Origin of the sequence: Porphyromonas cangingivalis, assembly GCF_900638305.1 — a bacterium.
Taxonomy (GTDB): Bacteria; Bacteroidota; Bacteroidia; order Bacteroidales; family Porphyromonadaceae; genus Porphyromonas_A; species Porphyromonas_A cangingivalis.
Window position 1 is genome coordinate 2,329,420 of record NZ_LR134506.1, and the last position, 25,625, is coordinate 2,355,044.

21 protein-coding genes and 1 tRNA gene are annotated in these 25,625 nt (G+C 50.3%); 21 read left to right on the forward strand and 1 reads right to left on the reverse strand.

What is annotated here, in order from left to right:
• Positions 1–15: 15 nt before the first annotated feature.
• From EL262_RS10090 to wecB, 16 genes are all read left to right on the forward strand, one after another.
• Positions 16–261: a TPR end-of-group domain-containing protein gene (locus tag EL262_RS10090; protein ID WP_036853961.1), complete on the forward strand. Its 246-nt coding sequence runs from the start codon at positions 16–18 to the stop codon at positions 259–261.
• Between the two features lie 657 nt (positions 262–918).
• Positions 919–1,983 (forward strand): winged helix DNA-binding domain-containing protein, encoded by a 1,065-nt coding sequence (locus EL262_RS09710; RefSeq protein WP_036853959.1) that lies wholly within the window; start codon positions 919–921, stop codon positions 1,981–1,983.
• Between the two features lie 710 nt (positions 1,984–2,693).
• A complete protein-coding gene (locus tag EL262_RS09715; RefSeq protein WP_036853956.1) occupies positions 2,694–3,485 on the forward strand; it encodes a polysaccharide biosynthesis/export family protein in 792 nt (263 codons plus the stop codon).
• Positions 3,486–3,498: 13 nt separating this feature from the next.
• On the forward strand, positions 3,499–5,886 hold the full coding sequence (locus EL262_RS09720; protein WP_025839105.1) for a GumC family protein: 2,388 nt from the start codon (positions 3,499–3,501) through the stop codon (positions 5,884–5,886).
• A gap of 64 nt (positions 5,887–5,950) precedes the next feature.
• A complete protein-coding gene (locus EL262_RS09725) occupies positions 5,951–6,667 on the forward strand; it encodes a tyrosine-protein phosphatase (protein ID WP_025839103.1) in 717 nt (238 codons plus the stop codon).
• A 12-nt stretch (positions 6,668–6,679) separates the two neighbouring features.
• Complete coding sequence (locus tag EL262_RS09730) at positions 6,680–7,816, forward strand: MraY family glycosyltransferase (protein WP_036850152.1); 1,137 nt, start codon at positions 6,680–6,682, stop codon at positions 7,814–7,816.
• Entirely contained in the window at positions 7,809–9,017 is a 1,209-nt protein-coding gene (gene wecC / locus EL262_RS09735) for a UDP-N-acetyl-D-mannosamine dehydrogenase (protein ID WP_025839100.1), read from the forward strand. Before EL262_RS09730 ends, wecC begins: the two co-directional genes overlap by 8 nt.
• Positions 9,018–9,227: 210 nt before the next feature.
• The gene (locus EL262_RS09740; protein WP_078735934.1) at positions 9,228–10,481 is read left to right on the forward strand and encodes an oligosaccharide flippase family protein; all 1,254 of its coding nucleotides are present in this window, start codon (positions 9,228–9,230) and stop codon (positions 10,479–10,481) included.
• Between the two features lie 26 nt (positions 10,482–10,507).
• Positions 10,508–11,725: an O-antigen ligase family protein gene (locus tag EL262_RS09745; protein ID WP_234394774.1), complete on the forward strand. Its 1,218-nt coding sequence runs from the start codon at positions 10,508–10,510 to the stop codon at positions 11,723–11,725.
• The gene (locus tag EL262_RS09750; RefSeq protein ID WP_078735933.1) at positions 11,715–12,779 is read left to right on the forward strand and encodes a glycosyltransferase family 4 protein; all 1,065 of its coding nucleotides are present in this window, start codon (positions 11,715–11,717) and stop codon (positions 12,777–12,779) included. Before EL262_RS09745 ends, EL262_RS09750 begins: the two co-directional genes overlap by 11 nt.
• A 9-nt stretch (positions 12,780–12,788) precedes the next feature.
• Positions 12,789–14,141 carry a phenylacetate--CoA ligase family protein gene (locus EL262_RS09755; RefSeq protein ID WP_126464429.1) on the forward strand — a complete coding sequence of 451 codons (1,353 nt, stop codon included), beginning with the start codon at positions 12,789–12,791 and terminating at the stop codon, positions 14,139–14,141.
• Entirely contained in the window at positions 14,138–15,181 is a 1,044-nt protein-coding gene (locus EL262_RS09760) for a polysaccharide deacetylase family protein (protein WP_078735931.1), read from the forward strand. Before EL262_RS09755 ends, EL262_RS09760 begins: the two co-directional genes overlap by 4 nt.
• Positions 15,182–15,193: 12 nt before the next feature.
• Entirely contained in the window at positions 15,194–15,637 is a 444-nt protein-coding gene (locus tag EL262_RS09765; RefSeq protein WP_025839095.1) for a serine O-acetyltransferase, read from the forward strand.
• 152 nt (positions 15,638–15,789) lie between these two features.
• Positions 15,790–16,986, forward strand: coding sequence for a YyaL domain-containing protein (locus EL262_RS09770; RefSeq protein ID WP_078735930.1), 1,197 nt, complete (start codon positions 15,790–15,792; stop codon positions 16,984–16,986).
• 5 nt (positions 16,987–16,991) lie between these two features.
• Entirely contained in the window at positions 16,992–17,690 is a 699-nt protein-coding gene (locus EL262_RS09775) for a WecB/TagA/CpsF family glycosyltransferase (protein ID WP_025839094.1), read from the forward strand.
• A 5-nt stretch (positions 17,691–17,695) separates the two neighbouring features.
• On the forward strand, positions 17,696–18,859 hold the full coding sequence (gene wecB, locus EL262_RS09780; protein WP_025839093.1) for a non-hydrolyzing UDP-N-acetylglucosamine 2-epimerase: 1,164 nt from the start codon (positions 17,696–17,698) through the stop codon (positions 18,857–18,859).
• Positions 18,860–19,120: 261 nt separating this feature from the next.
• Here wecB and EL262_RS09785 read toward each other — a convergent pair.
• A tRNA-Ser gene (locus tag EL262_RS09785) sits at positions 19,121–19,207 on the reverse strand.
• Positions 19,208–19,696: 489 nt separating this feature from the next.
• Between EL262_RS09785 and EL262_RS09790 the strand changes: the two genes are divergently transcribed.
• The 5 genes from EL262_RS09790 to EL262_RS09810 all read left to right on the forward strand — a co-directional run bounded on the left by EL262_RS09790 (position 19,697) and on the right by EL262_RS09810 (position 25,585).
• Positions 19,697–21,085 carry a hypothetical protein gene (locus EL262_RS09790; RefSeq protein WP_126464430.1) on the forward strand — a complete coding sequence of 463 codons (1,389 nt, stop codon included), beginning with the start codon at positions 19,697–19,699 and terminating at the stop codon, positions 21,083–21,085.
• A 29-nt stretch (positions 21,086–21,114) separates the two neighbouring features.
• Entirely contained in the window at positions 21,115–21,588 is a 474-nt protein-coding gene (locus EL262_RS09795; RefSeq protein WP_025839086.1) for an NfeD family protein, read from the forward strand.
• Positions 21,589–21,647: 59 nt separating this feature from the next.
• Positions 21,648–22,634, forward strand: a complete 987-nt coding sequence (floA, locus tag EL262_RS09800) for a flotillin-like protein FloA (protein ID WP_420806944.1) — start codon at positions 21,648–21,650, stop codon at positions 22,632–22,634.
• Entirely contained in the window at positions 22,634–23,512 is an 879-nt protein-coding gene (locus EL262_RS09805) for a nucleoside phosphorylase (protein ID WP_025839085.1), read from the forward strand. Before floA ends, EL262_RS09805 begins: the two co-directional genes overlap by 1 nt.
• A gap of 87 nt (positions 23,513–23,599) precedes the next feature.
• Positions 23,600–25,585 (forward strand): glucosamine-6-phosphate deaminase, encoded by a 1,986-nt coding sequence (locus tag EL262_RS09810; RefSeq protein ID WP_078735929.1) that lies wholly within the window; start codon positions 23,600–23,602, stop codon positions 25,583–25,585.
• Positions 25,586–25,625 lie beyond the last annotated feature (40 nt).

A 25,625-nucleotide genomic window follows, 5' to 3' on the forward strand; every position in this document is an offset into this window, starting at 1 on the left:
GAGAAGGCTGAAGTTGTGTTTCGAGAAGCGATAGATAAATTCCATAAAACCATAGAATATGGAGGATGCTCATATAATTTAGCTTGCCTCCATGCGATAAGGAATGAAAAGGGAGAGTCATTGAAGTATTTGGATAGAAGCCTCTCAGGACGTGAGGTTACTGTGGAGTTTGTCGAGCAAGATAAAGATTGGAGAGGTCTTTCTGAAGATCCGGACTTCAAGCAATTAATTGCTAAATATAATGATATGGATGTGAGGTGAGTCCGTGCTGAAGATTAAACTAACCTTGTGAAAAATGAATAGCCAAACTTGCTTGCAAGTTTGGCTATTCTATTTTTGTGGGTTGCAGTAAGGTGATTGTATTTTTGAAGGATTTTGAGGTGAGGGTAAGGAAAAGAATTGACTTTCTTTTTTCTTGTAGGGGGGATATGTTTGCTTCGGTGTATATTAATGGTGGGTGTTGGGCTTGAAAAAGGTTGTCTAAGGTGCTGCTGTGAGTTAGACGACTTTCGTCATCAAGTTAGGCAACTTAATTTGGACGGTTCTACTTCTTGATGTGGAGGTGGGGACGTTTGGGTGGGGGAGTTGGGAGTTGATGCAAAAAGGGGTGAGGGGACGTGTTTTTTCATTTGTGGGGTGTTTGTGTTTTGGTGTGGGGCAGGGATGTGCTCGGGTTCGGGGACAGAATATGTTCCGGTGCGGGGCAGAAAGTATTCCGGAGGGTGACAGAATGTGTTCTGTTGTGCTTCGGATTTTGTTTTCTTGGGTGTTTGGGGTAGTGGGCTTTTTGGGGGAACGAGTGTGAGGGCAGGGGACTTTGGGGTGAGGGTAGTGGGGCGGGGTGTGAGGCGTGATTGGTCTTTGAATTATGGGTATATTTGTTCTCGTGAAAATAGTTTGTAAGTAAAAAGAGAGGATATGATGACGGAATTCAGGGCTTTGAGGTTAAGTGCGCAACAGTTGGTGACTCCACGTTTTGAGACGGCGGAGGATGTGGTGGCGTGGTTTGGAGCCATGCAGGGGCAGGATTACAATGCGGTGAAGTGGGCTGTGGGGATGCGTCTCAAAGGTGAGTCGCGACTTTCGATTGTGCAGAAGGCTTTCGATGAGGGGAAGATCCTCCGAACTCATGTGATGCGTCCGACATGGCACATCATCTCCGCTGAAGATATTCGCTGGATGTGCGCATTGTCCGCTTCGAGCATACAGTCTGTCATCAAGGATCGGAAACGTATGGAGGCCTTGGCACTGAGTGAAGACCTCTTTGCGAAGGCTTGCAAACTCTTCGAGAAGCACTTGGTTGGTTCTTCGGGTCTGACAAAGGACGAACTCGAAGACCTCTTTGTCGCCGAGGGTGTCACTTGTGTGACAGGCACGATGTACAGACTGTTGATGTTTGCAGAGACCGTCGGGCTGGTATGCAGTGGGGTGGATAAGGGCGGTAAGCCGACCTATGCGTTGTTGGATGAGCGTGTACCTGCCGTGTCTGAGTTGTCGAGAGAGGAGAGTATCGTTCGTCTTGCTGAGAGGTATTTCCGTAGCCATTCGCCTGCAACTCTTGCCGACTTTGTGTGGTGGTCGGGCTTGGGTGTCCGTGAGGCAAGGGCAGGCGTGGAGGCGGTGAAAGGGTTTCTTCACGAACTCTCCATCGGAGACAAGACTTATTATGTGCATGAAGAGGGGTCTTCTGTTGTCGCATTTACAGAGCCGTCGGTGCACCTATTGCCCGCATACGATGAATACACGATAGCCTATAAGGATAGGGGGGAGATCATCCATGCAATGGGCTTGGACAAGTGCTCCAAGAATGGTACATTCTATCCCCTCATAGCCGATCATGGCCATGTCGTGGGGCTGTGGAAGTATGACAAAAAGAAGAAGTCGAACCCCATGTCAGTGGCTTACTTCGAACCCGGACTCACTTCTCTGTCCGATGATGTACAGGCAGCTTTCGAGCGTTACAAGGCTTTTACGGAAGAGTGATAGTTGTCTTTGTTTCTAAAAGTGTCTTCTGTTAACGTATTATTTTACTTTAGTTTAATGTAAGTTAATTTATTAACACTTATGTGAAATGTATGTTAATGTCTTTTCGAGGACCTGAATTTCGTTTTTGGCGATCAGAGTACACTTTTGGGTCAAAAACTTACCTCCTATTCATAAAAAACACAAGATTTATTTTTTAGACCTGAGTGATATTAAGAAAAAAAATAGGGACATAATTTATGCTCGTTTTATCCACATCTGTGGTCGGTGACTTGCGCCGATGATTTTTCCGATAGATCAGACCCTTATTTCTTTATTTTTTTCTTTGCAATTTCGTCTTTGGTTATTTTGGGTCCGGCTCTAATCGGTTGATAATAAACTCTAATCTTTGTTTATTTAGAGCTCTGGAGCACTCTTTTTTGCTTTTTGCGACTTTTTTCTCATGACCGTTTTTGGATGACCAATTTTGCATTTTTGGATCATCAGATGACTCGGTGTATTCGGAAAAATAAGTCACCTTTTTGAGGCGAAAACTCCCCATTTCTTCAAAATCAAAGCCAAATGCTTTTCCTCTCAGGATTTATTTTTTCGAATATTCGAAGGTCATGGGGCTTTTTTCGTTAGGCATTTTTTGTATATTACGCATAAAAGAACACGACCTCTGATAAAAAGAGGGGGTTGGTTTGTAAAATTTAGTAAAAACTCGACATATGAAGCATTTTATTCCATTTATAATGGTTTTGATGCTTTGCGGATGTTCCGCATCCAAGAGCATAAACTACCTTCAGGACATCGAAAGGGATTCTGAGATTATCGCTCTCGATCTGAAGGAGATAAAGATCAAGAGGGGGGATAAACTTTCCATCATCATAAAGAGTAAGGATGCCCGACTCGCAGATCTCTTCAATCTCCCCATAGTGGCACACAGGGTCGGAAGTGATGAGTCCTCTTCGCTCAACAGCAATCAAGAGGTGTCGCTCTATACCGTGGACAATGCAGGAGAGATAGACTTCCCATTCGTCGGTAAGATACATATAGAGGATAAGACCCGTCTCGAGGTCGCGGAGTTGGTCAAGGCCGAGCTGGTGAGGCGCAACCTGATCAACGATCCTACGGTCACGGTCGAGTATGCCAATCTCCATATCTCTGTGCTGGGTGAGGTCAACAAGCCCGGACGCTATGTCATCGAGCAGGACAGAGTGTCCCTGTTGGATGCTTTGGGGTTGGCCGGAGACCTCACCATATATGGTAGGCGGGACAATATCCTCTTGGTGCATTACGAGGGTGGGAGATACATCTTTCATCGTATAGATCTGACATCGAGCCGGTCGCTTTTCAGGACACAGACCTTCTACCTTCAGCAGGGGGATGTCGTCTATGTAGAGCCCAATGCCGTGCGGGCACGCCAGTCGACTGTCAACGGAAATAGTATACTGTCTACATCATTCTGGATCTCCCTTGCATCACTAATAGCTTCTTTGGCCGTTATTTTCACCAAGTAAATACATATTAGATATGGATGAGAAGGTAACCACATACAAGCGTAATGTCGAAGAGTACTTCAGCCTGAAGGAGATATTTCGTCTGTGCTTGATCAGATGGAAGTGGATCCTCCTTTCTCTACTGATCACAGTGGGGGCGGCTACCGCATACTTAATGATCACACCGGTGGAATACAAACGCTCGGCATCCATACTGATCAAGGAGAGCGATAAGCCGGGGGCTTCATTGGCTCAGGATATAGGGGGATTTGCGGATATGGGGCTATTCAGCAAGAGCACCAATGTACACAACGAACTCGTCTCTCTGAGATCTCCTGCAACACTCTTGGAGGTGATCAAGAGACTCAATCTTGACATTGACTACAAGGTCGATGGGAGGTTTCATAGGTCTACGTTGTATGGAAGCGAACTACCGATCATGGTCTCCATCGATAGGTTTTATGGGGCGTTGGAATGGTCTCTGTCGCTGACGGTGAGGGGAGATGGTATGGTCGAAGTGTCGGATATGATTTTGGACGGTGAGCCCATGGGTGAAGGACAAATCTTCTTAGGGGAGCTGGTGGACAGTATACCCACTCCGATGGGGATCGTCAGGGTGGGATTGAACTCCGCTTATAGCGACGAGATGAGCATCCAGACTCCAATGACGATCCATGTGTCCCGATCCAATCTGTCGACAACGATGGCCGAGTGTCAAAAGAGGCTTCAGGTGGGGCTGATCAATGACAAGACAAGCATCCTGGAGCTCTCATATACAGATGTCTCCATTGAGAGGGCTGAGGACTTCTTGGATACCCTGATCTCCGTCTACAATGAGAACTGGGTGAAGGACAAGAATAAGATCGCTGTGAGCACTTCGCAGTTCATCAACGAGCGTCTGAGTGTGATAGAGCAAGAGCTGGGGGCTGTCGATAGCGACATCTCTTCGTTCAAGAGCAAGAACCTCATCCCCGATGTGCGTACGGCATCCGAGATGTATATGACACAAGCCGGTGAGGCCGGTACACAGATATTGGCACTGAACAATCAGCTCTACATGGCTCGTTACATCCGTGGTCACATAACAGGAGGGCAGGGGAGAGAACTCTTGCCCGTCAATTCGGGCATCAACAGCCCTGTCATAGAACGAGAGATCTCTGAGTACAACGAGACTTTGCTGCAGCTCAACAGGCTGCTCTCCAACAGCAGTGAGAAGAACCCCCTCGTCATCGACATGGATAGGACACTCACGGCTATGCGTAGGAGTATATTGCTCTCCATAGACAACGAGATCAACAGCCTCAGCAATCAGATAAAGACACTACGTGCGCAGGAAAGTAAAAGTACTTCTCGAATCGCAAGCAGTCCCACACAAGCGCAATACCTCCTTTCGGTCGAACGTCAGCAGAAGATCAAGGAGGCTCTCTATCTGTTCTTGTTGCAGAAGAGGGAGGAGAACGAGCTTTCTCAGGCTTTCACAGCCTACAATACACGGGTCATCACCCCACCTATGGGCGAACTCACGCCGATCTTTCCGAGGAAGAGGAATATCCTCTTGGGTGCGTTCCTTCTGGGACTTTTGGTGCCTGTCGCCTTCATTTATGTAGGCGCGGTTACGGACACCAAGGTCAGAGGGCGCAAGGATCTTGAGGGGATGACGACTCCTTTCCTCGGTGAGATCCCTCAAAGCGGAGACTCGAAAGGTCTTCGTGCCATCAAGAGGAGACGGAAGCATGAGCGATACGAGATCGTCGTCCAAGCTCAGAACCGTAATGCCATCAATGAGGCGTTCAGAGTCACGCGAGCCAACTTGGAGTTTATGCTCGGTGTGGATGGGCATCAGAAGGTGATGATGCTCACCTCCCTCAATGGTGGTAGCGGAAAGACCTTCGTGACGATGAATCTGGCGGCCTCTTTCGCCATCAACAATAAAAGGGTTGTCGTCATCGACCTCGATATGCGCAGGGGGATGCTCAGTACTTATGTCGACTCTCCGGAAGTAGGGCTGTCTGCCCTCTTCAGTGGTCAGCTTGAGGACTGGCGATCCATCATCGTACCTTCGGACGATCTGCCCGATCTTCATGTCTTGCCTGTGGGTAAGATACCGCCCAATCCCACCGAACTCTTATACAGCAGCCGTCTCTCACAGCTCTTGGAGGCACTCAGACAGGAGTACGACTATATCTTCATCGACTGTCCGCCTGTCGAGATCGTCGCAGATGCCTACATCATCGAAAAGCTGGTGGACAAGGTCATCTTCGTGATACGGGCAGGGCTGACCGACAGGGAGATGTTGTCGGTGGTGGATGCCTTTTACAACAATAAAAAACTCAACAATATGTCTCTCATCCTTAATGGCACGTCGTCCATGCATGGCAACCATGGGTATGGGTACGACTACAAACAGTATATATCCGATTAAAAAAAACTCAACTTGCAACTAAAAAACTCTACTTGATTAAAAAACTCGAAAAATAATAGGGGGAATGTGGTTCTTCTCCAAAAAAGAAAGCATTGCAGACAGTTGTCTGCTTGAGGGATTTACGGACCGGCATAGTCATCTGCTTCCGGGTGTGGATGACGGTGTCCGGACGCTCCAAGAGAGTATAGAGATACTCGATCTCCTGGAGTGTCACGGGGTATCTTCTGTGTGGTGTACCCCACATATAATGGGAGAGATCCCGAATACAACAGATTATCTAAAAAAGAAATTTTCAGAGTTTCGATGCGCTTATCGAGGCAGGATATCTCTGGGACTGTCGGCTGAGTATATGCTTGACAACCTCTTTGAAGGACGCTTCAAGGCCGGAGATCTCTTACCCTTGGATACAGATGCGCTACTGATAGAAACCTCGTACATCGCTCCCCCATACGCCATGGGTGATCGTCTAAGGGCGATCCGGCGAGGGGGGTATGATGCAATATTGGCACATCCTGAGCGTTATCGATATATGGATATGGCAGACTATTATAGACTCAAAGACGATAATATCTTGCTCCAGCTCAATCTCGGTGCTCTCACCGGAGTGTATGGAGCCTTGTCACAGAAGAAGTCAGAGGTGCTCCTCAAGAAGGGGCTGTATGACTTGTGTGGCATGGACATTCACTCCAAGAGATTTCTGCTCCATCTCTTGGGCAGTCGACTGAGCTCTTCCGTTATCGATAGACTTCGGATCTTGCTGCGAAAAAATCACCTGAAGTAAATTTTTCGTACTATGACTACTATTCTTCTACTATTCGGATTTTGTTTATCCTTCGCACTGGGCTTGCTTGTCATCCCTAAAATCCTTGTGATCGCTCACAACAAAGGGCTTTATGATATGCCCTGCGAACGGAAGATACATCATATACCTATACCCCGCTTGGGTGGATTTTCATTCTTTCCCGTCGTGCTTGTCTCCATGACTCTTGCACTGGGGTTTGCCTTTTACCTCGACATCAGTGATGCCGATGACTTACGACTCACGACCGAAGCACTCACCGAAGCACTTTTCTTGAGTGCCGGATTTATGTTGCTCTACCTCCTTGGGATCGTCGACGATATCGAAGGGGTTGGCTACCGCAAGAAGTTTGCCGTGCAGTTTATCGCTGCTGGTATCATCCCACTTTCGGGCAATAGGATCAGCTCCTTTGCCGGATTGTTTGAGATTTATGAGCTACCATTCTGGATGAGTATCGTCTTCACCATCCTGCTTGCTGTGTTCATCATCAATGCCATCAACCTCATCGATGGTGTCGATGGCCTTGCTTCGGGGCTTACCCTCTTGAGCCTTGTCGTCATGGGGACCATCTTCGTCATCGGCGAAGTCTATGTCTATGCTTTGCTATCGATCTGTATGCTCGGTATCTTGCTTCCTTTTTGGTGGTACAACTTTTTCGGCGAAGCGGAGAAGAAAAAGAAGATCTTCATGGGCGATACCGGCAGTCTGACACTCGGCTATCTGCTCAGCCTTCTATTCATCCACATCAGCGTGATCTATGCCGAGGGCAACATCAAGGTCGAGATGTCTCATATCGTCATGGCGTTCTCGTCACTTGTCGTCCCTGTCTTTGACGAACTGAGGGTGATCCTCTTCAGGTTGAAAAACAGGCAGAACCCCTTCCATGCGGACAAAAATCACTTCCACCACAGACTCATCGATGCCGGTGTCAAGCCACAGTTCGTGATGCCCGTGATCCTCCTCTTTTCGATAGGGTTCATCGTCGGCAATTACTTCTTGCTTGACCTTGCCGGGGTTACGGGGATCTTCGTGACCAACCTCACCGTATGGGCTCTCATCCATGTCTATATCAACTATCTGATCAACTCAAATAAAAAAAGCACCATAGAGTCGAAAGAAATTTATGAATAAGGTATGCTTCATGGGGCTCGGCTATATCGGCCTCCCCACCGCCATTGTGACTGCCAAAAGTGGGCTCAGTGTCTTAGGTGTGGACATCGATCCCTCCATCGTCACAAAGACAAACGCAGGACAACTGCACTTCATCGAAGATGGTATGGAAGGACTTCTGAGAGAGGTCTTGGCTTCGGGAGCCTTCCGTGCCTCTCAGGACATAGAGGAGAGCGATGCTTATCTCATCGTCGTGCCTACACCTTTCAAGGGCAATCACGAGCCTGACGTCTCTTATGTCCAGGCGGCGACGAGATCGATCATCCCATTTCTCAAAGAAGGTGACCTCTTCATCATCGAGTCTACCTCCCCCATCGGTACGACCGAGAAGATCGCAGAGCTTATCTACCACAAGAGACCTGAGCTCTCCGGCAAGCTCCACATCGCTTACTGTCCTGAGCGCATCCTGCCCGGCAATGTCCTCTACGAGCTGGAGCATAACGACCGTGTCATCGGAGGGATCACTCCGGAGGCGACAGAGAGAGCCAAGGCCTTCTATGCCCACTTCGTCAAAGGGGCTCTGCATGGTACCAATGCCCGTACTGCCGAACTTTGTAAGCTGACCGAAAATGCCAGCCGTGATGTGCAGATCGCCTTTGCCAATGAGCTCTCCCTCATCTGCGACAAGTCGGGGGTCAATGTCTGGGAGCTCATAGAGCTGGCCAACAAGCACCCACGTGTCAATATCCTTCAGCCCGGTAGCGGTGTCGGGGGGCACTGTATTGCGGTCGATCCCTACTTCATCTACTCCGCCTTCCCTCTTGAGAGCAAGCTCATATCGTCTGCTCGTGAGATCAACAACTACAAGGCGTTTTGGTGTGTGGAGAAGGTGCTGAGTGCTGTCCGGGACTTCAAGGACAAGCACGGTCGTGGCCCTGTGCTGGCGATGATGGGGCTTGCCTTCAAGCCGGATATAGACGATCTCAGAGAGTCTCCGGCAGGGTACATTGCGAACCATGTCTTGCAGGACGTGCATGATGCCGAGGTGCTTGTCTCCGAGCCCAACATCTCCGAGCACGACGACATCCCTCTCACGGACTATCGCAGAGCCTACGAGGAGGCGGATATCGTGGCCTTCCTGACAGCTCATACACCGTTCAAGTCGCTCGGATACCGCTCGGATAAGGTCATCCTCGACTTCTGTGGGATATTCAGGAGGTGATCGGGCAGTGTATCACGGTTCGGCAAAAAAAATATAGATGCTTCGGCACCGATGCTTGTCCGATGCTCAGAAAAAAAAGAAGCAGACCGCGACAAAAAAGTCGTAAGACTTGATGACGAAGGTCGTAAGATTTGATTTCGAAAGTCGTAAGATTTGATTTCGAAAGTCGTAAGATTTGATTTCGAGTTTCCTAACACAGTTTATCTTGACATGAAAGGTCTCAAGCCCATAGGAGATGCACGATTGTTTCACAACATACTGAACCAGTTTATCTTGACGGGGTTCAGCTATATCGTGCCCATCTTGTTGATCCCGTTTCTGATCAATAGGATAGGGCTGGAGAAGTATGGGTTGGTCAACTTCGTCTTGGCTGTGTCGTTTTACTTCCAAGTGTTCATAGAGTTTGGGTTCGACCTGTCGAATGTCGGACTCATCGTGCCTGTACGGGACGACCGCAATGCCGTGAGCCGGATCGTGTCGGGGATATTGCAGACGAAGTTTTTGTTGCTCATCGTCTCGGGGCTTGTGCTTGGGGGGATCGTTGCCATTGTCCCTCAGTTCAGAGCACATTATGTCCTCTATATCCTCGCATATCTGCGTATAGCTGGGGTAGGGCTCGGGCTGACATGGCTCTTCCGCTCGATGGAGGACATGAAGTACATCACACGGATCAGCCTTCCGATCAAGACCATCACCACCCTTCCCATCTTCTTCCTCGTCAAGGGCGAAGAGGACTATGTCTGGGTACTTGTGATCTTCATGCTGGAGTGCGTGATCTCGGGGGGCGTGTCGATCGTCTATGCCTTCAGGAGGTATGGGCTGTCGTGGGTGTGTCCGAGCCTGAGGGACTCAGAGGCCATGTTGCGGCACAGCTGGCCTTTCTTCACCACGACACTCCTTACGAAGATCTATCAGACGACCAATCCCGTCATCTTGGGATTGGTCAGCGGAGACTACTACGTAGGGGTGTACACGGCGGCGGAGAAACTGCACAACGCTTACGCTTCGTTCATCTCCCCACTGCTGGCTCATGTCCTCTATCCGTACTTCACTCGTGTGAAATCTTGGATCAAGATCAATCGTATCGTGGTGGTGGTGCTCCTCGTCAATCTTGTCTCCCTGGTCTGTATGTATCTGCTTGCTCCGTACCTCATCCCTTACATCATCAAGTCGGGAGGGGATGAGATACTGAGCTACTTCAACATCTTCCTCTTGCTCCTCGTCATCAGTATCCCCAACGACCTCTTGGGCTTCCCCTATCTCGGGGTCATGGGCCACGTGGGCAAGGTCAATAGGACGACGATATGGGCTTCGGTCGCCTACCTGCTACTCGTCGGAGGACTGATCCTGACAGATCGGGTCTCTATCGTCAGTCTGATCATCGTCTTGATCCTTGTGAGTGCCATATCCCTATCCGGTCGAGGATGGTATATACGTAAGTATCAGAGTACTGTTTCGCATTGAATGTCATGAGTGGTTGTATCAGATATATGGCTTGGTTTTTGCTCTACTGCGGGCTACACTACATCGAGGGCTATCCACCGATGGGCGGTCTGCCTGTGGCTCAGCTGTGGAAGTTGCCTTTGCTGGCATACCTCCTTCTGCTGACGATCCGCAGCCGAAAGCGGAAGTTCGCCTTCGAGAAGAGCATCTACGGCTTCTCCATCATCAGTACGCTCAATGTGGAATCGCTCTCCAATCCCCTCTACTCTCTCGCTCATGCGATGAAGCAACTGCCTCTCGTACTTTTCTTTCGTTTTTGGATACATAAGTTCGACGGGCGAGTTGCCCGACTGGAGCGGATCATGTATAGTCTGGCTCAGTTTGTCTTACTCTCGTCGCTGGTGGTGCTTATAGGGCTGGTATCTCCCATCGGGGGCTTCATCTCCGCAGACTCCTTCGGAATCGATAGTGCCATTTATTACTCAGGTATCTTGGGGTCTCCGCACGCAGCTTCGTCTTACTTCGTGGCTGCCATCCTGATACTGCTGGACGGATTTGTCCGAAAGAGGTTTGGGAGGAGGCTCGAGAGGTGGTTCAACTTCGGGCTTATCTTGGTCGGTCTCGTGTCTGTCTTTCAGGCCTATGTGCGTACGGGGTGGCTGATGCTTCTTTTGGGTGTGGTCGTGATGCTCCTCCCGAAGCGAGTGACCTTGCACCGTGTGATCAAGTTCGGGGCACTGTCTCTCGTCCTCATCGGAGGGTTGGTGTACTTCTACGAGACCAATGAGCAGTTCAAGGCTCGCATCCTTGGTCGCAATGTTTATACCGAGGCATCGTCCGAAAGCATCGACGTGGCAGGGTCGGGGCGCACATCTTTTTGGCTGAATGGTATCGAAGGATGGAGCGAAGGGAGTATGTACGAACTCTTTTTCGGGCAAGGATACACAAAGGTTGTGGAGCGAAATCTCGAAAAGACAGGGCTGAGGGTCTTTTCTCACAACCAGTTTGTCGACTCCTTGGCCGAGCATGGGGTCTTCGGGTTGTTTTTCTTGGTAGGCTTCTTCGTGTGTCTCTATGTGTTCATCCGCAGGCATCGGCATTCGGAGTATTACCGACTGAATATGGCTCTCTTCTTCAGTGCGGTGATCTTTGCTTTCTTTCAGAATGAAATGTATTTCGACTACATGGTCATGTTCTCCCTGAGTCTGGCCTTGCTGGTGCTGTCGGATTCCCAACCCCTAAAAAACAATCAATATGCAGGATAATATGGACAAAAAGATACTCACCGTCGGATGTGCATACAAGCCCGTCAAGGGGGGGATAGGACAGGTCTTGGAGATATACGAGCAGTATATCTTCGAGGAGTTTGAGATCGTTGTCAACTCGGGTAAGAAAGGTCTTCACAACTGGCTTGTGCTGTTGTCTGCTATATTTGATTTTGTGCATAGACTCCTCTCAAATAAAGAGATAGAGATCGTGCACATCCACACAGCTTCGTACAACAGCTTCTACCGCTCTGCGATATTTCTGCTCCTTGGGCGGATGTCGGGTAAGAAGGTCATCCTGCACATTCATGGCGGAGGCTTCAAAGAGTTTTATCACTCCAACCCCTCTCTCATCTGTCGGATCCTCCGCCGTGCTCACTGTATCGTCGTGCTGTCTCGCTCTTGGCAGGACTTCTTCAGTGGGGTGGTAAAGCGGAAGCTGATCGAGGTCGTGCCCAATCCCGTCGTCTTACCGAGCGAGGAAGAGTTGCAGAGGAGAGAGCAAAGCCCCCTCCTTCGGTTGCTGTTCTTGGGACTCCTGGACAGCCAAAAGGGTATCTACGACCTGCTGGATGTGCTGGAGCGGGAAAAATCATGCTTCAGGGGAAGAGTCGTCCTGAACGTGGGTGGCAATGGTGATACCTCGGTGTTCGAACGCCGGGTCATGGAAAAAGGTCTCTCCGATCTCGTCACCTTCCATGGATGGGTCTCCGGAGAGAAGAAAAAACAACTCTTGCTCGACTCGGATGTCTTTGTACTGCCCTCCTATGTCGAGGGTCTACCGATGGCGATTCTCGAAGCCATGGGACACGGGCTGGCCATACTGTCCACCCCTGTCGGTGGTATCCCCGAGGTGGTGGATGAGAGCAGTGGATTCTTGATCCGTCCCGGAGATAAAGATGCTTTGGCAGAACGACTTAAGACCCTCTGTGACAACCCCGATATCCTAAATGCCTTGAAGAAGGGTTCTCGACGAGCCGGTGTGGCTTACTCGACCGATGCGGTCAGAGAGGTGCTCAATGGTGTGTATCAAAAAGTTTTGATGGAGGATTAGACAATGGGCATGCAGTGGATACAACGAGTCACCGACAACTTAGCAGGTGCGTGGCAATACTTCTGTGCTCTGCGTCGTGTCAGAGGGAAGACGGTCGCAGAGATAGAGGCATTCCAGTTTGAACAACTGAGGAGGCTGATCCGATTTGCGTGGGAAGAGATCCCTTTCTATCGCAAATACTGGGAGGCTCATGGCTTCGATCCGAGTAAGTTCCGACAGCTCCGAGATATGTCCCTCATCCCATGTATAGACAAAGAGATCGTCAGAGCCAACTGCGAGGATATGGTCCCTGAGAGTTACGACCGAAAGCGACTCGTCAAGATCACCACAGGCGGAACGACCGGTATGCCTCTGACCTTCTATACCAATCGTGCAAAGACTAATGGCCGGGAGCTCGTCCATGTGGCAAGGCAGTTTGTTTGTGGCTATCGTCGATGGCTCGACAACATCGTCATACTGCGCGGACTCAGGTTGGATGACAAGTTGCTGGAGCGAGGAGCCTATGGGAGAAGGTATCTCGGTTCTTTGGGACGTGGACTGCTGATGTCGTCTTTTCATTTGACCGAGCAGACTTATCCGTACTACATCGCACAGATCCGACGAGAAGCACCGAAGTTCATAGTCGCCTATCCGAGTTCGCTCACCTTGCTTTGCTCGTTGATGAAGAAGCACCGAGAAGCTCCCTTTGACGGCTTGAGAGGTACTGTTTGTTCATCCGAGACCGTCTATGACCGACAGCGAACGCTGGTGCGTGAAGTCCTTGGCGTGGAGATTTACTCCTTCTACGGTCACAGCGAGAAGACGGTCTCTGCGATTCCCGATGCGGAGCACCGTATGCTGTTCGATCCGGCTTATGGTTATACAGAGTTTCTCGACGAAGACCTCGATAGCGTTACGACGGCAGGAGCCATGGCTCAGATCGTGACGACAGGCTTCCAAAACGATTATATGCCATTCATCCGCTACAAGACTTCTGACTATGTACAGGTGGATGACGACCCTCCGTGTGGCTTTACCCATGTCGCCCATCACATCATCGGCAGGGCTCAGGATTTTGTCTATGACAGACTGTGGAATAGGCGCACGTTCACTTGCTCGGACGATATATTTTGGGAGCTGGAGGGGATCTCTGCCTATCAGTATCGACAGTATGAGGCCGGCAAGCTCACACTGTTGCTCGAGACCACTCCGTCGTTTGATCCCGATCTGGCTGAACACATACGGAGCGAGTCGGAGAAGTTTTTCGGGGATTGCGAGGTCGAAATAAAGTTCGTGGATAAGATCGAACGCACCTCCGCAGGCAAATTCAGATACTTTGTACAGTCCATCAATCACCAAGACAGAAGGGAGGATAAGTCATGAGAAGTATACTGTTTACCTTTGATTACGAACTGTATGGGGATGGTACGGGAGACATCTTCAAGCACATCGTCGAGCCTACCGAGCGATTGTTTGAGATCGCCCGAGAGTATGGGATAAAGTACACGATATTCTTTGAAGTGATCGAGTACTGGCACCTCAAAGCTCAATGGGAGCTCGGCAATGACATGGGGTATGTCCATGATCCAATCACTGCGATGGAGGATCAGCTCCGTAGAGCTTACCTCGAAGGGCACGACATACAGTTGCATCTTCACCCTCAGTGGGTCGATGCTGTCTGGCATGGTGGGCGGTGGCAACTCAATATGTCCGAATGGTGCTTGGGTCGGTACGAGCGCGAGGGGGAGCACTCTCTGCTCAATCTGCTGAAACGAGGTAAGGATACCCTCGAAGGGATCATCCGCCCGATAGCCCCCGACTACTCTTGTATTGCCCTTCGTGCCGGGGGGTACAATGCCCAGCCCTCACAGAGGATCATCGAAGCGATGCGTGAAGTGGGCTTGGTGATAGACTCTTCTATCTTCCCCGGGGGGCTTGAGGCCGGTCCTCGATGCAACTATGACTATACCGGTGTCGATCCCCGATTGGGATGGTGGTATGTCTCGGACTGTCTGGAGCGTCCTGTCGACGGAGCGACTGACCTCATCGAACTCCCTATCGTGGCTCTTCCGATACACAGATTCGAGAAATACCTCTCGACAGATCGGATGAGAGCTCTGCTCAAAAACAAAAAGTCCGCATCCGATACCTACTTCTCCAAAACGAGCCACAAAAAAAGTCTGTCGGGCAAGCTCAGATACTTCTTCGAGCAAGAGTGGCAGACGTGGGACTTCTGTCTCTTTTCGAAGAGGCTGCATCGTCGCTTCTTGCAGGGCATCGAAGAGCAAGAGCGTGATACCCTTGTCCTTATAGGGCATCCCAAGAGTTTTGTCTTGGGTGAGAACTTTGAGACCCTGCTGAGGCTACTCCCCCACGGATATAGGGCTGTGACGGTCTCCGAATGGTATGAAAATCATAAATAATCCCGAGAAATCATGTTCAACGCGATCTATCTATACAGGCTCTCTCATTGGTTGTATCGGTATCATATCCCGATACTTCCGAAGCTGATCACCTTGCTTATCTTCTTGATCTACAATAGCAAGATCCCTGCTCAAGCGAAGATCGGCAAGGGTTCGATGTTCGACTACGGGGGGATAGGTGTTGTGATCCATCAGGATGCTGTCATAGGTCAGAACTGCTACATCGGTCATGTGGTGACCATCGGTGGGGGCAACTCGAAGTACCCCGGTTGTCCCGTGATCGGTGACAATGTCACGATCAATAGAGGCAGTATTGTCTTCGGAGGCATCACCATCGGAAACAATGTCGTCATAGGAGCAAATGCCGTCGTCAACTTCCCCTGTCCCGACAACGCCGTCGTTGTGGGAAATCCCGGACGGATCGTGCGTATAAGGCAAACGCCCTCTGATGGGTAACTCATGACTTGATGAAAAAAGGTAGCAGAACGCAATGAAAACGGTTGTATAACTTGATGATGAGGGTTATCTAAGTTGATGACAAAAGCCATAAGGCTTGTTCTCGACCCTCAGACTCATTCGACTTCGATATAAAGATAAGGAGGTGAAAGATGTTGCAAGCATTCCTAAAACTGAAGCAATACTGTGAGCGAGAGGACTTCAAAGGCTGGGATCCGTATGATGGCCTGAATTCGAAGATCTTTCAGGCTTTGCCGTTTTTGAAGCACTCGGCACTGTGTCGCCTTGTCGTCATTCAGGGGTTCAAGCGTTGTCCCATCAATCTCAGACCCTTGGCCCTTGTCCCCAAAGAGCACAATGCAAAGGGGATAGGGCTCTTCCTCCAAGGCTATTGCAACTTGTACAAACTTGTGAAGGTCGGACCCCACTTGGCGACACACTTCGGTAGCGAGGGGGTGTTGGCTATTCGGATCAGACATCTGGCGGACTTGCTTCTGACACTTCGTTCGCAAGGCGAGTACAGTGGGGCATGCTGGGGATACAACTTCGACTGGCAGGCTCGCCGTCTCTTCCTCTTCCCCAGATACACTCCCACGGTCGTGGCGACCTACTTCTGTGCGACGGCACTCATGGAGGCCTATGAGATCACCAAGGAACAGCGGTATCTCGATGTGGCTCTGTCATCGGCGGACTTTGTCGCCAAGGATCTGCATCGTACCCCCTACAAAGACGGATTCCTATTCTCTTACAGTCCATTGCACGGCAACGATACCGTCTTCAATGCCTCTTTGTTGGGAGCTGCTCTCCTGAGTCATGCCTATCGATATACCGGAAAGGCAGAGTATCGGGATTTGGCTCGTCAGACCGTGCAGGCCTGTTGTCAGGGACAAGAGTCGGATGGATCATGGGTGTATGGGCTCCTGCCTGTGCAGGGATGGAAGGATAGTTTTCATACGGGATACAATCTGGATGCCCTCATTGCCTATCAGACATTCACGGGCGATACCTCTTTTGCCGAAAATATAGAGCGAGGATTTGACTACTACATTGCCAACTTCTTCGAGGAGGATGGCACGCCGAAATACTATCACGATCGTACCTATCCCATTGATATCCATTGTCCCGGACAGTTGTTGGTCACCCTGGCAAGGCTGGGTAAGTACGATGTGTATGAGACCCTTGCAGACAAAGTCATGGGGCGGACGATCAGTGATATGCAGGACAAGAAGGGGTACTTCTACTATCAGATGAAGCCCGGACTGAGCTCCAAGATCTCTTACATGAGGTGGAGCAACGCCTTTATGTTCTATGCCATGTCGTATTATATGCTACACAGAAAAAGACAATGAAAGATATACAACAGATACTGTTGGGAGGGGTGGGAGTGTACCCTTTTGCTTCGGCAAGCGAACTCGTCGATCACGTGACGGCGCATCCTGCCATATTGGTGGCGATCAACTCTGAAAAGATACTCCACGCCACAGACGAACTCAAAGCCATCTACAACCGCAATCTCGGTTATGCCGATGGTATCGGTGCGGTCTTTGTGCTCAAGAAGAAGGGCTATGCCGATGCTTGCAAGATCGCAGGGTGTGAGCTTTGGCTCAAGATCATAGAGAGGCTCGGACACGATAAGAGCTTTTATCTCGTGGGAGGTAAGCCCGAAGTCATTGAGGAGACCGTCTGCAGGCTCCGAGACGAGTTTGCAGGCATCAATATCGTAGGCTATCGGGATGGTTACCTCAAGCCCGGAGAGGATGACGCTTTGATCCGTGACATTGGGGAGAAGAAGCCGGATGTCGTCTTTGTCGCCATGGGATCACCTAAGCAAGAGTTACTTATGGAGCGGATGCAGAAAGTGCATCCCGATGCGATATATCAGGGGCTGGGCGGTAGCTTCGATGTCTACACGGGGCGGGTGAAGAGGGCTCCCGAGTGGTGGATCCGTCATAACCTTGAGTTTGCATACCGACTCATCCGCGAGCCGAAGCGTATCACTCGGCAGATCCATCTGGTACGTTTTATGTTCAAAGTAATAACCAATAAGATATAAGCCTTATGAAGAAAGTTATGCTCGTCTTCGGGACACGCCCCGAAGCCATTAAGATGGCACCTCTTGTGCTTGAGCTCAAAGCGCATCCCGACGACTTTGAGACCATCGTCTGCGTGACAGGACAGCACAAGGAGATGCTGGAGCAGGTATTGGCACTCTTCGAGATCGTGCCGGACTACGACCTTGCCATCATGAAGCAGGGACAAGACCTCTACGACATCACGAGTCGTGTGTTGCTCGGGATGCGGGAGGTCCTACGCGAGGTGAAGCCGGACATCGTCCTCGTTCACGGTGATACCGCGACGAGTACCGTTGCTGCATTGGCAGCCTTTTACCGACAGATACCTGTGGGGCACATCGAGGCCGGTCTGCGCACACACGACATATACAGCCCTTTTCCCGAGGAGATGAATCGACAGCTCACAGCACGTATAGCGACTTATCACTTCGCCCCTACGGGCTTGGGATACAACAACCTCGTTCGCGAGGGGATCAAGCCCGAACACATCTTCATCACGGGCAATACGGTCATTGATGCCCTCCACAGAGTGGTTGCCAGACTCGATGCAGACGAAGAGATACGCCAAGGGGTGGAGCTTAAGCTACTCGAACAAGGGTACGATGTCTCTCGACTCTCCCACGATAAACGGCTGGTGCTCATCACAGGACACCGTAGAGAAAACTTCGGCGAAGGATTTCTCAACATCTGTCGTGCCATAAAGACACTCAGCGAGACCTTCCCTGATGTAGACTTCGTCTATCCCATGCACCTCAACCCCAACGTGCGTGAGCCGATACGTAAGATCTTGGGCGAAAGTGCCAACCCTTCGGACAACCTCTTCTTCATCGAGCCTCAAGAGTACCTCTCTTTCACCTACTTGATGAAGTTGGCACACATCGTCCTTACGGACAGCGGAGGCATCCAAGAAGAAGCTCCCGGTCTCGGCAAGCCCGTCCTCGTCATGCGTGACACCACCGAACGCCCGGAGGCTGTCGATGCCGGTACGGTCAAGCTCGTAGGCACAGACTATGACAAAATCGTCCACAATGTCTCCGAACTACTCACCGACACTGAAGCGCATACCAAGATGAGTCACGCCAACAACCCCTATGGTGACGGTAAAGCCTGCCAACGGATCATCGAAGTCCTCGGAAATATTAATTTGTGAGGGTTTAAGTTTTTTAATATCTATTACTTAGCTTCTTCTCTTGTGCATGATAAAGGTAATTGCTATTCTGTCATGCTCTTTAATTACTTCAGTTATAAAATTCTTGACCGTATCGTAAGGAAGATGGTAGCTAAATTAGACTTGTTAATAAGTGGGGAGGCCAACTCAAATATTGAAAGTGATATAAATGAAAAGCACTGTGAAACTTTTGCTTCACAGTGCTTTGTGTTTTGGCAGGATCTACCTCTTTGCCTTGTTGTGCGGAAGCGGGGGGATTCGAACCCCCGGTACGGTTACCCGTACGTCAGTTTAGCAAACTGGTGGTTTCAGCCACTCACCCACACTTCCTTAATATGTGGTTTTTCTAACTTCTTGTCAGAATTACAGGTGCAAATTTAATTACTTATTTTGAGATGTGCAAGGCTTTTGAGAGGAATAAAATCTAAACGCTTGAGAATGCTTGGAGTGGTAGAGGATATTTGTCACAATCTCACTGATATGTAGCAGTTGTGAGGGGTATTTTGTCCGAGAGCGGTATATTCCGGAGTAGGACAGAACACGTTCTGTCCCGTGTCGGAAAAGATTCTGTGCTTTGGCAGAATTCATTCTGTCGGAGGGCTTCGGGATGAGGCTGTTTCATGATGTGCGTTCATTTTTACAGGGAGTGAGGTTCTTGTTTAGTGGAAGTGAAGTCGTGATAGTTGTTTACCTTGAGTGATGTGGGGCTAAAAACTATTTGCTAACGTTCTTTAATTCCTTTAATATCCGTATCTTTGGAATTAAGGAGATTTGGGTCGAATCTTCCGGGTCTCCTCTTCGAACTTTTGACTTAGGTATATGAACAAGATAATTGGATGTATTGGTGTCGGTGTGATGGTGTCTCTACTCGCGGTCTTTGGGGCTAACGCTCAAGGGATTTCTCGTGTAGCGGCACTTGATAGGATGCTGGTGCGTGGTGAGGTGGAGATGCTGAGGGATACCTTGAGCAAGATGCTGAACACTCGGACGACTTTGTACTATCACGCCAGACTGGATCTCGCCGAAGGTAAGACCCATAGGGCGGACTCACTCATGGCGGCTCTCAAGCGTAACGAACAGACTCGCCCTGAGGCTTTGCTCGTGAAGGGTCTGTCTTCGACTGTGCGTTTCGACTTTGACGTCGCAGATGAGGCCTTTGCGAAGCTCGCCAAGGTGAGGATCAGCAAGGACACCACATTCGTTGCAGACATCGCACGTTCCAAAAAACTATTTGCAACCCTTGACCGTATGTCTCAAGGGATGCGTTCGGTACGGATCGTGGCGAAGACCTCCCTTTCTGCGATGATGTCTGAGAAGGAGATCACAGACCGGTTGGCGTATCTCGGTGAAGTCTCCGAAAGGAGCTACATCACTCGTGACGGCCGTCAGAGATGGCAGGTGGTGCCGACCGAAGGTGGGGGTACAGGCTTTGCCGTGGGACACAGACTGGGCGATGGCTCGTGGGAAAAGGGGGTGCAGGTCAAGGTCAAAGGGCTCGATCCGAAGGGTGAGGTCGCTTATCCTTATCTCTTGGCAGACGGAAGCACATTGTATTTTTCATACAGAGGGCCGGAGACCCTTGGGGGATGGGATGTGTATGTGTCTCGTTATGATCGCAACAAAAAGGAACTTCTCGTGCCTCAGCAGTTGCCGATGCCGTTCAACAGCCTTGCGGATGACAGGATGTATGTCTTGGATGAGGAGCAGGAGGTCATTTATCTCTTGACCGATAGAGGGGCGGAGGGGTTGGTTCTTTTTGCCATAGCAAAGGAGGATGGCGGGACATTCGAGAGCGAAGAGCCCACAAAGATGCTTGCCTTGGCCAACTTGTCTCATCAGTCGGAGGATACGCTCAGGCCGATGGAAAGTTTGCGCAGAGCTCCCAAGACACAAGGGGAGGCAGCCCACGTGGATCGGACACCCCATCTCGTCGTCGGTGGACACAAGGTCTATGATGAGGGAGATCTGAAGAAATCTGCATCAAAGGCTTTGTTGGCTTCTTTCCTTGAAGTCGTCAAGACGATGGAGCGTGACACCGAGCGTCTTCGTACCCTTCGTCAGAGATGGGCAGAAGCTCGCGATGGTGCGGTACGTGATCGTATCGGAAGCGACATCCTTGCTACCGAAAGGATGCTGGAGGAGAAGCGTATCCAGCTCCGAAGCATCACGAATGAACTGATCCTCAGTGAGGGTTGGCAACAGAAGTAGGTCTGATATATATAAATATTCATAGGTTTATGGAACTTACAACGCTTTATCTCATCTTTACCTTTGTCGCATTGGCTGTCGTGCTGATGGGGCTTATCGAGGTGTTTTTCATACCCGGGACAGGGTTGCTCGGTATACTGAGTGCTGCGGTTTATGTAGCGACTATCATCTACTTGTGGTCGTTGGGGCAGTGGGGCGCGCTTTTGCTCTTCGTCATTCTGTCGATAGTGGCATTTGCTTTGGGGTTCTTCTTCCTCTCCAAGTCGAAGTGGGTCGACAAGATGTCGCTCTCAAAGAGGATCGAGGACAAGGCGGTGGATCTCCCTAATGGCCTTGTCGTCGGCGCAGAAGGCAGGGCAGAGTCTCGTCTCGCACTCTCCGGTAGGGTGCGTGTCGGCAATGATATCTTCGAGGCGACTTCCGAGAGTGGGCTCATCGATGAGAAGACACCTATCGTCGTCACTCGCATTGAGCGAGATAAGGTATTTGTGCAGAGCCGATAATTGATATAAAACATACATAATAGTCTCAAAATACAAGAAATACTATGTTCAACGATCAAATGATTTTCGTGGGAGTGATTGTGGTCATTGCTTTGATCCTCTTCTCCCTCTTTTTGCGTTACTTCCCGATCTTGCTGTGGATATCTGCGAGGGTGTCAGGTGTCAAGATCTCTCTCTTACAGCTGTTCCTCATGAGGATACGTAATGTGCCTCCACAAGAGATCACCCGTGCGATGATCGAAGCACACAAAGCCGGACTGCTCCTCACTCGTGACGAACTCGAAGCGCACTATCTCGCAGGCGGTCATGTCGAGCAGGTGGTGCATGCCCTTGTCTCCGCATCCAAGGCGAATATCGACCTCCCATTCAATATGGCCACTGCCATCGACCTTGCAGGGCGTGATGTCTTCCAAGCGGTGCAGATGTCTGTCAACCCCAAGGTCATCGATACACCTCCCGTGACAGCAGTGGCCAAGGACGGTATTCAGCTCATCGCAAAGGCGCGTGTCACTGTGCGAGCGAGCATCAAACAACTCGTCGGTGGTGCGGGCGAAGAGACCGTACTTGCTCGTGTCGGTGAAGGGATTGTCTCCTCTATCGGTTCCTCAGAGAGTCACAAGAGTGTGCTCGAAAATCCCGACTCCATCTCCAAGCTCGTGCTCCGCAAGGGGCTCGATGCCGGTACTGCATTTGAGATCTTGTCCATCGACATTGCCGATATCGACATAGGTCGCAACATCGGTGCTGTCCTACAGATGGATCAGGCTCAAGCGGACAAAAATATCGCCCAAGCCAAGGCTGAAGAGCGTCGTGCAATGGCAGTGGCAAGCGAACAAGAGATGCGTGCCCTCGCCCAACAAGCTCGCGCCAAGGTGATCGAGGCCGAAGCCGAAGTGCCTAAGGCTATTGCCGAAGCCTTCCGTACCGGTAATCTCGGTGTCATGGACTATTATCAATTAAAGAATATTCAGGCGGACACCTCCATGAGAGAGGCTATTGCCAAGCCCGCCACAGACAGTAACAAATCAACTAAAAAGGAAGAGTAATGATTAGCAGAGAACCTATCCCATCATCCGAACTCATTATCAATTCAGACGGATCAATATTTCACCTCCACATCAAGCCCGAACAACTCGCTGATAAGATCATCGTCTGTGGAGACCCCGCTCGTGTGGACAAGATCGCGAGTTACCTCGACTCTCATGAGTGCAGTGTGACAAGTCGCGAGTTCCACACCGTCACGGGGATGTACAAGGGTAAGAGACTTTCGATTGTCTCGCACGGTATCGGGTGTGACAATATCGAGATTGTCCTCAACGAACTCGATGCTCTTGCAAACATCGACTTTGAGACACGTATGATCAAGCCTGACCCTAAGAAGCTTACCATCGTGCGTATCGGTACATCGGGAGGCCTTCAGGACGAATCTCCCATCGGTACATACGTGGCTGCTGAGTACGCCATCGGTTTTGACGGTGTGCTCCACTTCTATGGAGCCGGTAAGGATGTTGCCGACAGAGACTTTGAGAAAGCTCTCATCGCGGGTCTCGACTGGAAGATCGATGGTCTCAAACCTTATGTTGTCAAATCGCCCCAGAGTATCGTCGATCGTATTTGTAAGGACGATGTCTTAAGAGGTGTGACGATCGCTTGTAACGGCTTCTATGCCCCACAAGGTCGTCGTTTGCGTTGGGATCTTGCCGATCCTACGCTCAACCAAAAGATACAGAGCTTCGAGCATAACGGTCGTAAGATCACCAACTTTGAGATGGAGTCCTCAGCCCTCGCCGGTATCGGTGCCGTCCTCGGTCATGAGGTCCTCACTGTATGTTGTATCATTGCCGGTCGCAAGGCCAAGAAGATGAACACCGACTATAAGGACAGTCTCGACGGACTGATCGAACTCGTCCTCGAACGTATATAAAAAAACGATTACGATATTGAACCAATGAAAGAGGGTGTATCAGAGCAGTAAGAGTCTTTGGTCCATCCTCTTTGCTTTTTATGATCCATGAGATACAATTTAAGTTCAAAAATAGCACTCACACACATCCCCGAAGCCTACTATAAGCCTGACAATGCCTTCGATCTCCAGATGCTGACCATCAGGGAGAAGATGCCTACGACCATTTGTGAGAATGTCTCCGAGGCTTCAGTCGAGATCGCTCGAGAAGTGGCTGAAAAGATCAAGTGTCACGAAGCCGAAGGGAAGCCATTTGTCTTAGGAGTGGTCGGAGGCAACAGCCCCTCTCCCATCCTGAGAGAACTCATCCGTTTGCACCACGAAGAAGCACTCTCTTTTGCCAATGTCTACCTTTTCATCGCTTACGAGTTTTACCCATTGCACAGCGATCACAGTGGTTGTGTCTCTTTGATGCAGAGTGAGTTTGTCAGTCATGTCGATACGCCACAGGAGCATGTCATCAGCTTCAATGGACAAGTGGGTAAGGAGGACATCCACGACGAATGCTTGGCTTATCAGCGGAAGTTGGACAGTCTCGGAGGGTTTGACCTTGTCCTCCTTGGTGTCGGTACGCTCGGTACGATAGCGATGAACCTCCCAGGGACAATGCCTAACTCCGGCATCCGTCTCATGATCATGGACAGAGCCTCGCGACGAGAAGCACTCACCACCTTCAACAGTATCGATGACGTCCCTGCTGCAGTCATCACCATCGGTATGCGAGAGGTTATGGCTGCCGACAAGGTGATCCTCTTTGCTTGGGGCGAGCACAAAGCCGATGTCCTTCGTCGGGTCATCGAGGAGCCCGCCACCGATGCTCTCCCGGCCTCTCTTCTCCAGCATCATGACAATGTCCATGTGTATGCCGACCTACAGTCTGCTTCGCTCCTCACAAGGATCAACTATCCTTGGCTTGTGACCAATTGCAAGTGGGACTCCAAGCTCATCCGCCGTGCCATCGTGTGGCTCTGTATGCGTACGGGGAAGCCTATCTTGAAGTTGACCAACAAAGACTATTCGGACAATCACCTCGGTGAGCTCCTCGCCCTCTATGGTTCTGCTTACGAAGTGAATATCCGGGTCTTCAATGATATGCAGCACACCATCACCGGCTGGCCCGGTGGTAAGCCCGATGCCGATGACAGCCACCGTCCAGAGCGAGCTCAGCCCTATCCCAAGCGTATCTTGGTCTTCAGTCCTCATCCCGACGATGATGTTATCTCCATGGGAGGGACGTTCAGGAGACTCGTCGTGCAGGGACACGACGTCCATGTCGCTTATCAGACCTCCGGCAATATCGCCGTGGGTGACGAAGAAGTGGTGAGATACCTCTCTTACCTTTCCAATGTCTGTGTCGAGCTCGGTATGGAAGATAGTCCGATGATGCGCCACGCACAAGAGATGAAGCACTACCTCCTTCATGAGAAGAAGGATGGTGTGGCAGAGTCCCCTGACGTGCGATTTATGAAGGGGACGATCCGTAGAGAAGAAGCTCGTACAGCCTGTCGCTTTGTGGGGCTGAAGGATGATCATGTCCACTTCCTCGACCTCCCTTTCTATGAGACCGGTATGATCAAGAAAGGAGAACTCTCCGACCGAGACATTGATATTGTCATTGAGATCCTTCGTGAGATCCGTCCGCATCAGATCTTTGTTGCCGGAGACCTTGCCGATCCTCATGGTACGCACAAGGTCTGTCTCGATGCTGCTCTTGCAGCCATTGATGTGGTCAAGGGTGAAGAGTGGTTCGACGACTGCCGTGTGTGGATGTATCGAGGAGCATGGGCAGAGTGGGAAGTCGATCACATAGAGATGGCTGTACCCATGAGCCCTGAGGAACTTCGTTTCAAACGCAATTCTATCCTCAAGCATCAGTCTCAGATGGAGAGTGCACCTTTCTTGGGCTCTGACGAACGTCTGTTCTGGCAGCGTGCCGAGGACCGCAACCGTGCCACAGCACAGCTCTACGATCATCTCGGTCTGGCATCCTACGAAGCCATTGAGGCCTTTGTGCGTTATCACCCCATCGAATGACCCCATATATAATAATGTGTGCGGACATTTTTTGTCTCTG

Bases quoted from the DNA above. Each gene is read 5' to 3' on its own strand.
- EL262_RS09765 (WP_025839095.1), top strand. From the start codon at position 15,194: ATGTTCAACGCGATCTATCTATACAGGCTCTCTCATTGGTTGTATCGG.
- EL262_RS09710 (WP_036853959.1), top strand. From the start codon at position 919: ATGATGACGGAATTCAGGGCTTTGAGGTTAAGTGCGCAACAGTTGGTG.
- EL262_RS09810 (WP_078735929.1), top strand. From the start codon at position 23,600: ATGAGATACAATTTAAGTTCAAAAATAGCACTCACACACATCCCCGAA.
- EL262_RS09740 (WP_078735934.1), top strand. From the start codon at position 9,228: ATGAAAGGTCTCAAGCCCATAGGAGATGCACGATTGTTTCACAACATA.
- EL262_RS09805 (WP_025839085.1), top strand. From the start codon at position 22,634: ATGATTAGCAGAGAACCTATCCCATCATCCGAACTCATTATCAATTCA.
- EL262_RS09720 (WP_025839105.1), top strand. From the start codon at position 3,499: ATGGATGAGAAGGTAACCACATACAAGCGTAATGTCGAAGAGTACTTC.
- EL262_RS09755 (WP_126464429.1), top strand. From the start codon at position 12,789: ATGCAGTGGATACAACGAGTCACCGACAACTTAGCAGGTGCGTGGCAA.
- wecC (WP_025839100.1), top strand. From the start codon at position 7,809: ATGAATAAGGTATGCTTCATGGGGCTCGGCTATATCGGCCTCCCCACC.
- floA (WP_420806944.1), top strand. From the start codon at position 21,648: ATGATTTTCGTGGGAGTGATTGTGGTCATTGCTTTGATCCTCTTCTCC.
- EL262_RS09750 (WP_078735933.1), top strand. From the start codon at position 11,715: ATGCAGGATAATATGGACAAAAAGATACTCACCGTCGGATGTGCATAC.
- EL262_RS09745 (WP_234394774.1), top strand. From the start codon at position 10,508: ATGGCTTGGTTTTTGCTCTACTGCGGGCTACACTACATCGAGGGCTAT.
- EL262_RS09725 (WP_025839103.1), top strand. From the start codon at position 5,951: ATGTGGTTCTTCTCCAAAAAAGAAAGCATTGCAGACAGTTGTCTGCTT.
- EL262_RS09795 (WP_025839086.1), top strand. From the start codon at position 21,115: ATGGAACTTACAACGCTTTATCTCATCTTTACCTTTGTCGCATTGGCT.
- EL262_RS09730 (WP_036850152.1), top strand. From the start codon at position 6,680: ATGACTACTATTCTTCTACTATTCGGATTTTGTTTATCCTTCGCACTG.
- EL262_RS09715 (WP_036853956.1), top strand. From the start codon at position 2,694: ATGAAGCATTTTATTCCATTTATAATGGTTTTGATGCTTTGCGGATGT.
- wecB (WP_025839093.1), top strand. From the start codon at position 17,696: ATGAAGAAAGTTATGCTCGTCTTCGGGACACGCCCCGAAGCCATTAAG.
- EL262_RS09770 (WP_078735930.1), top strand. From the start codon at position 15,790: ATGTTGCAAGCATTCCTAAAACTGAAGCAATACTGTGAGCGAGAGGAC.
- EL262_RS09790 (WP_126464430.1), top strand. From the start codon at position 19,697: ATGAACAAGATAATTGGATGTATTGGTGTCGGTGTGATGGTGTCTCTA.
- EL262_RS09760 (WP_078735931.1), top strand. From the start codon at position 14,138: ATGAGAAGTATACTGTTTACCTTTGATTACGAACTGTATGGGGATGGT.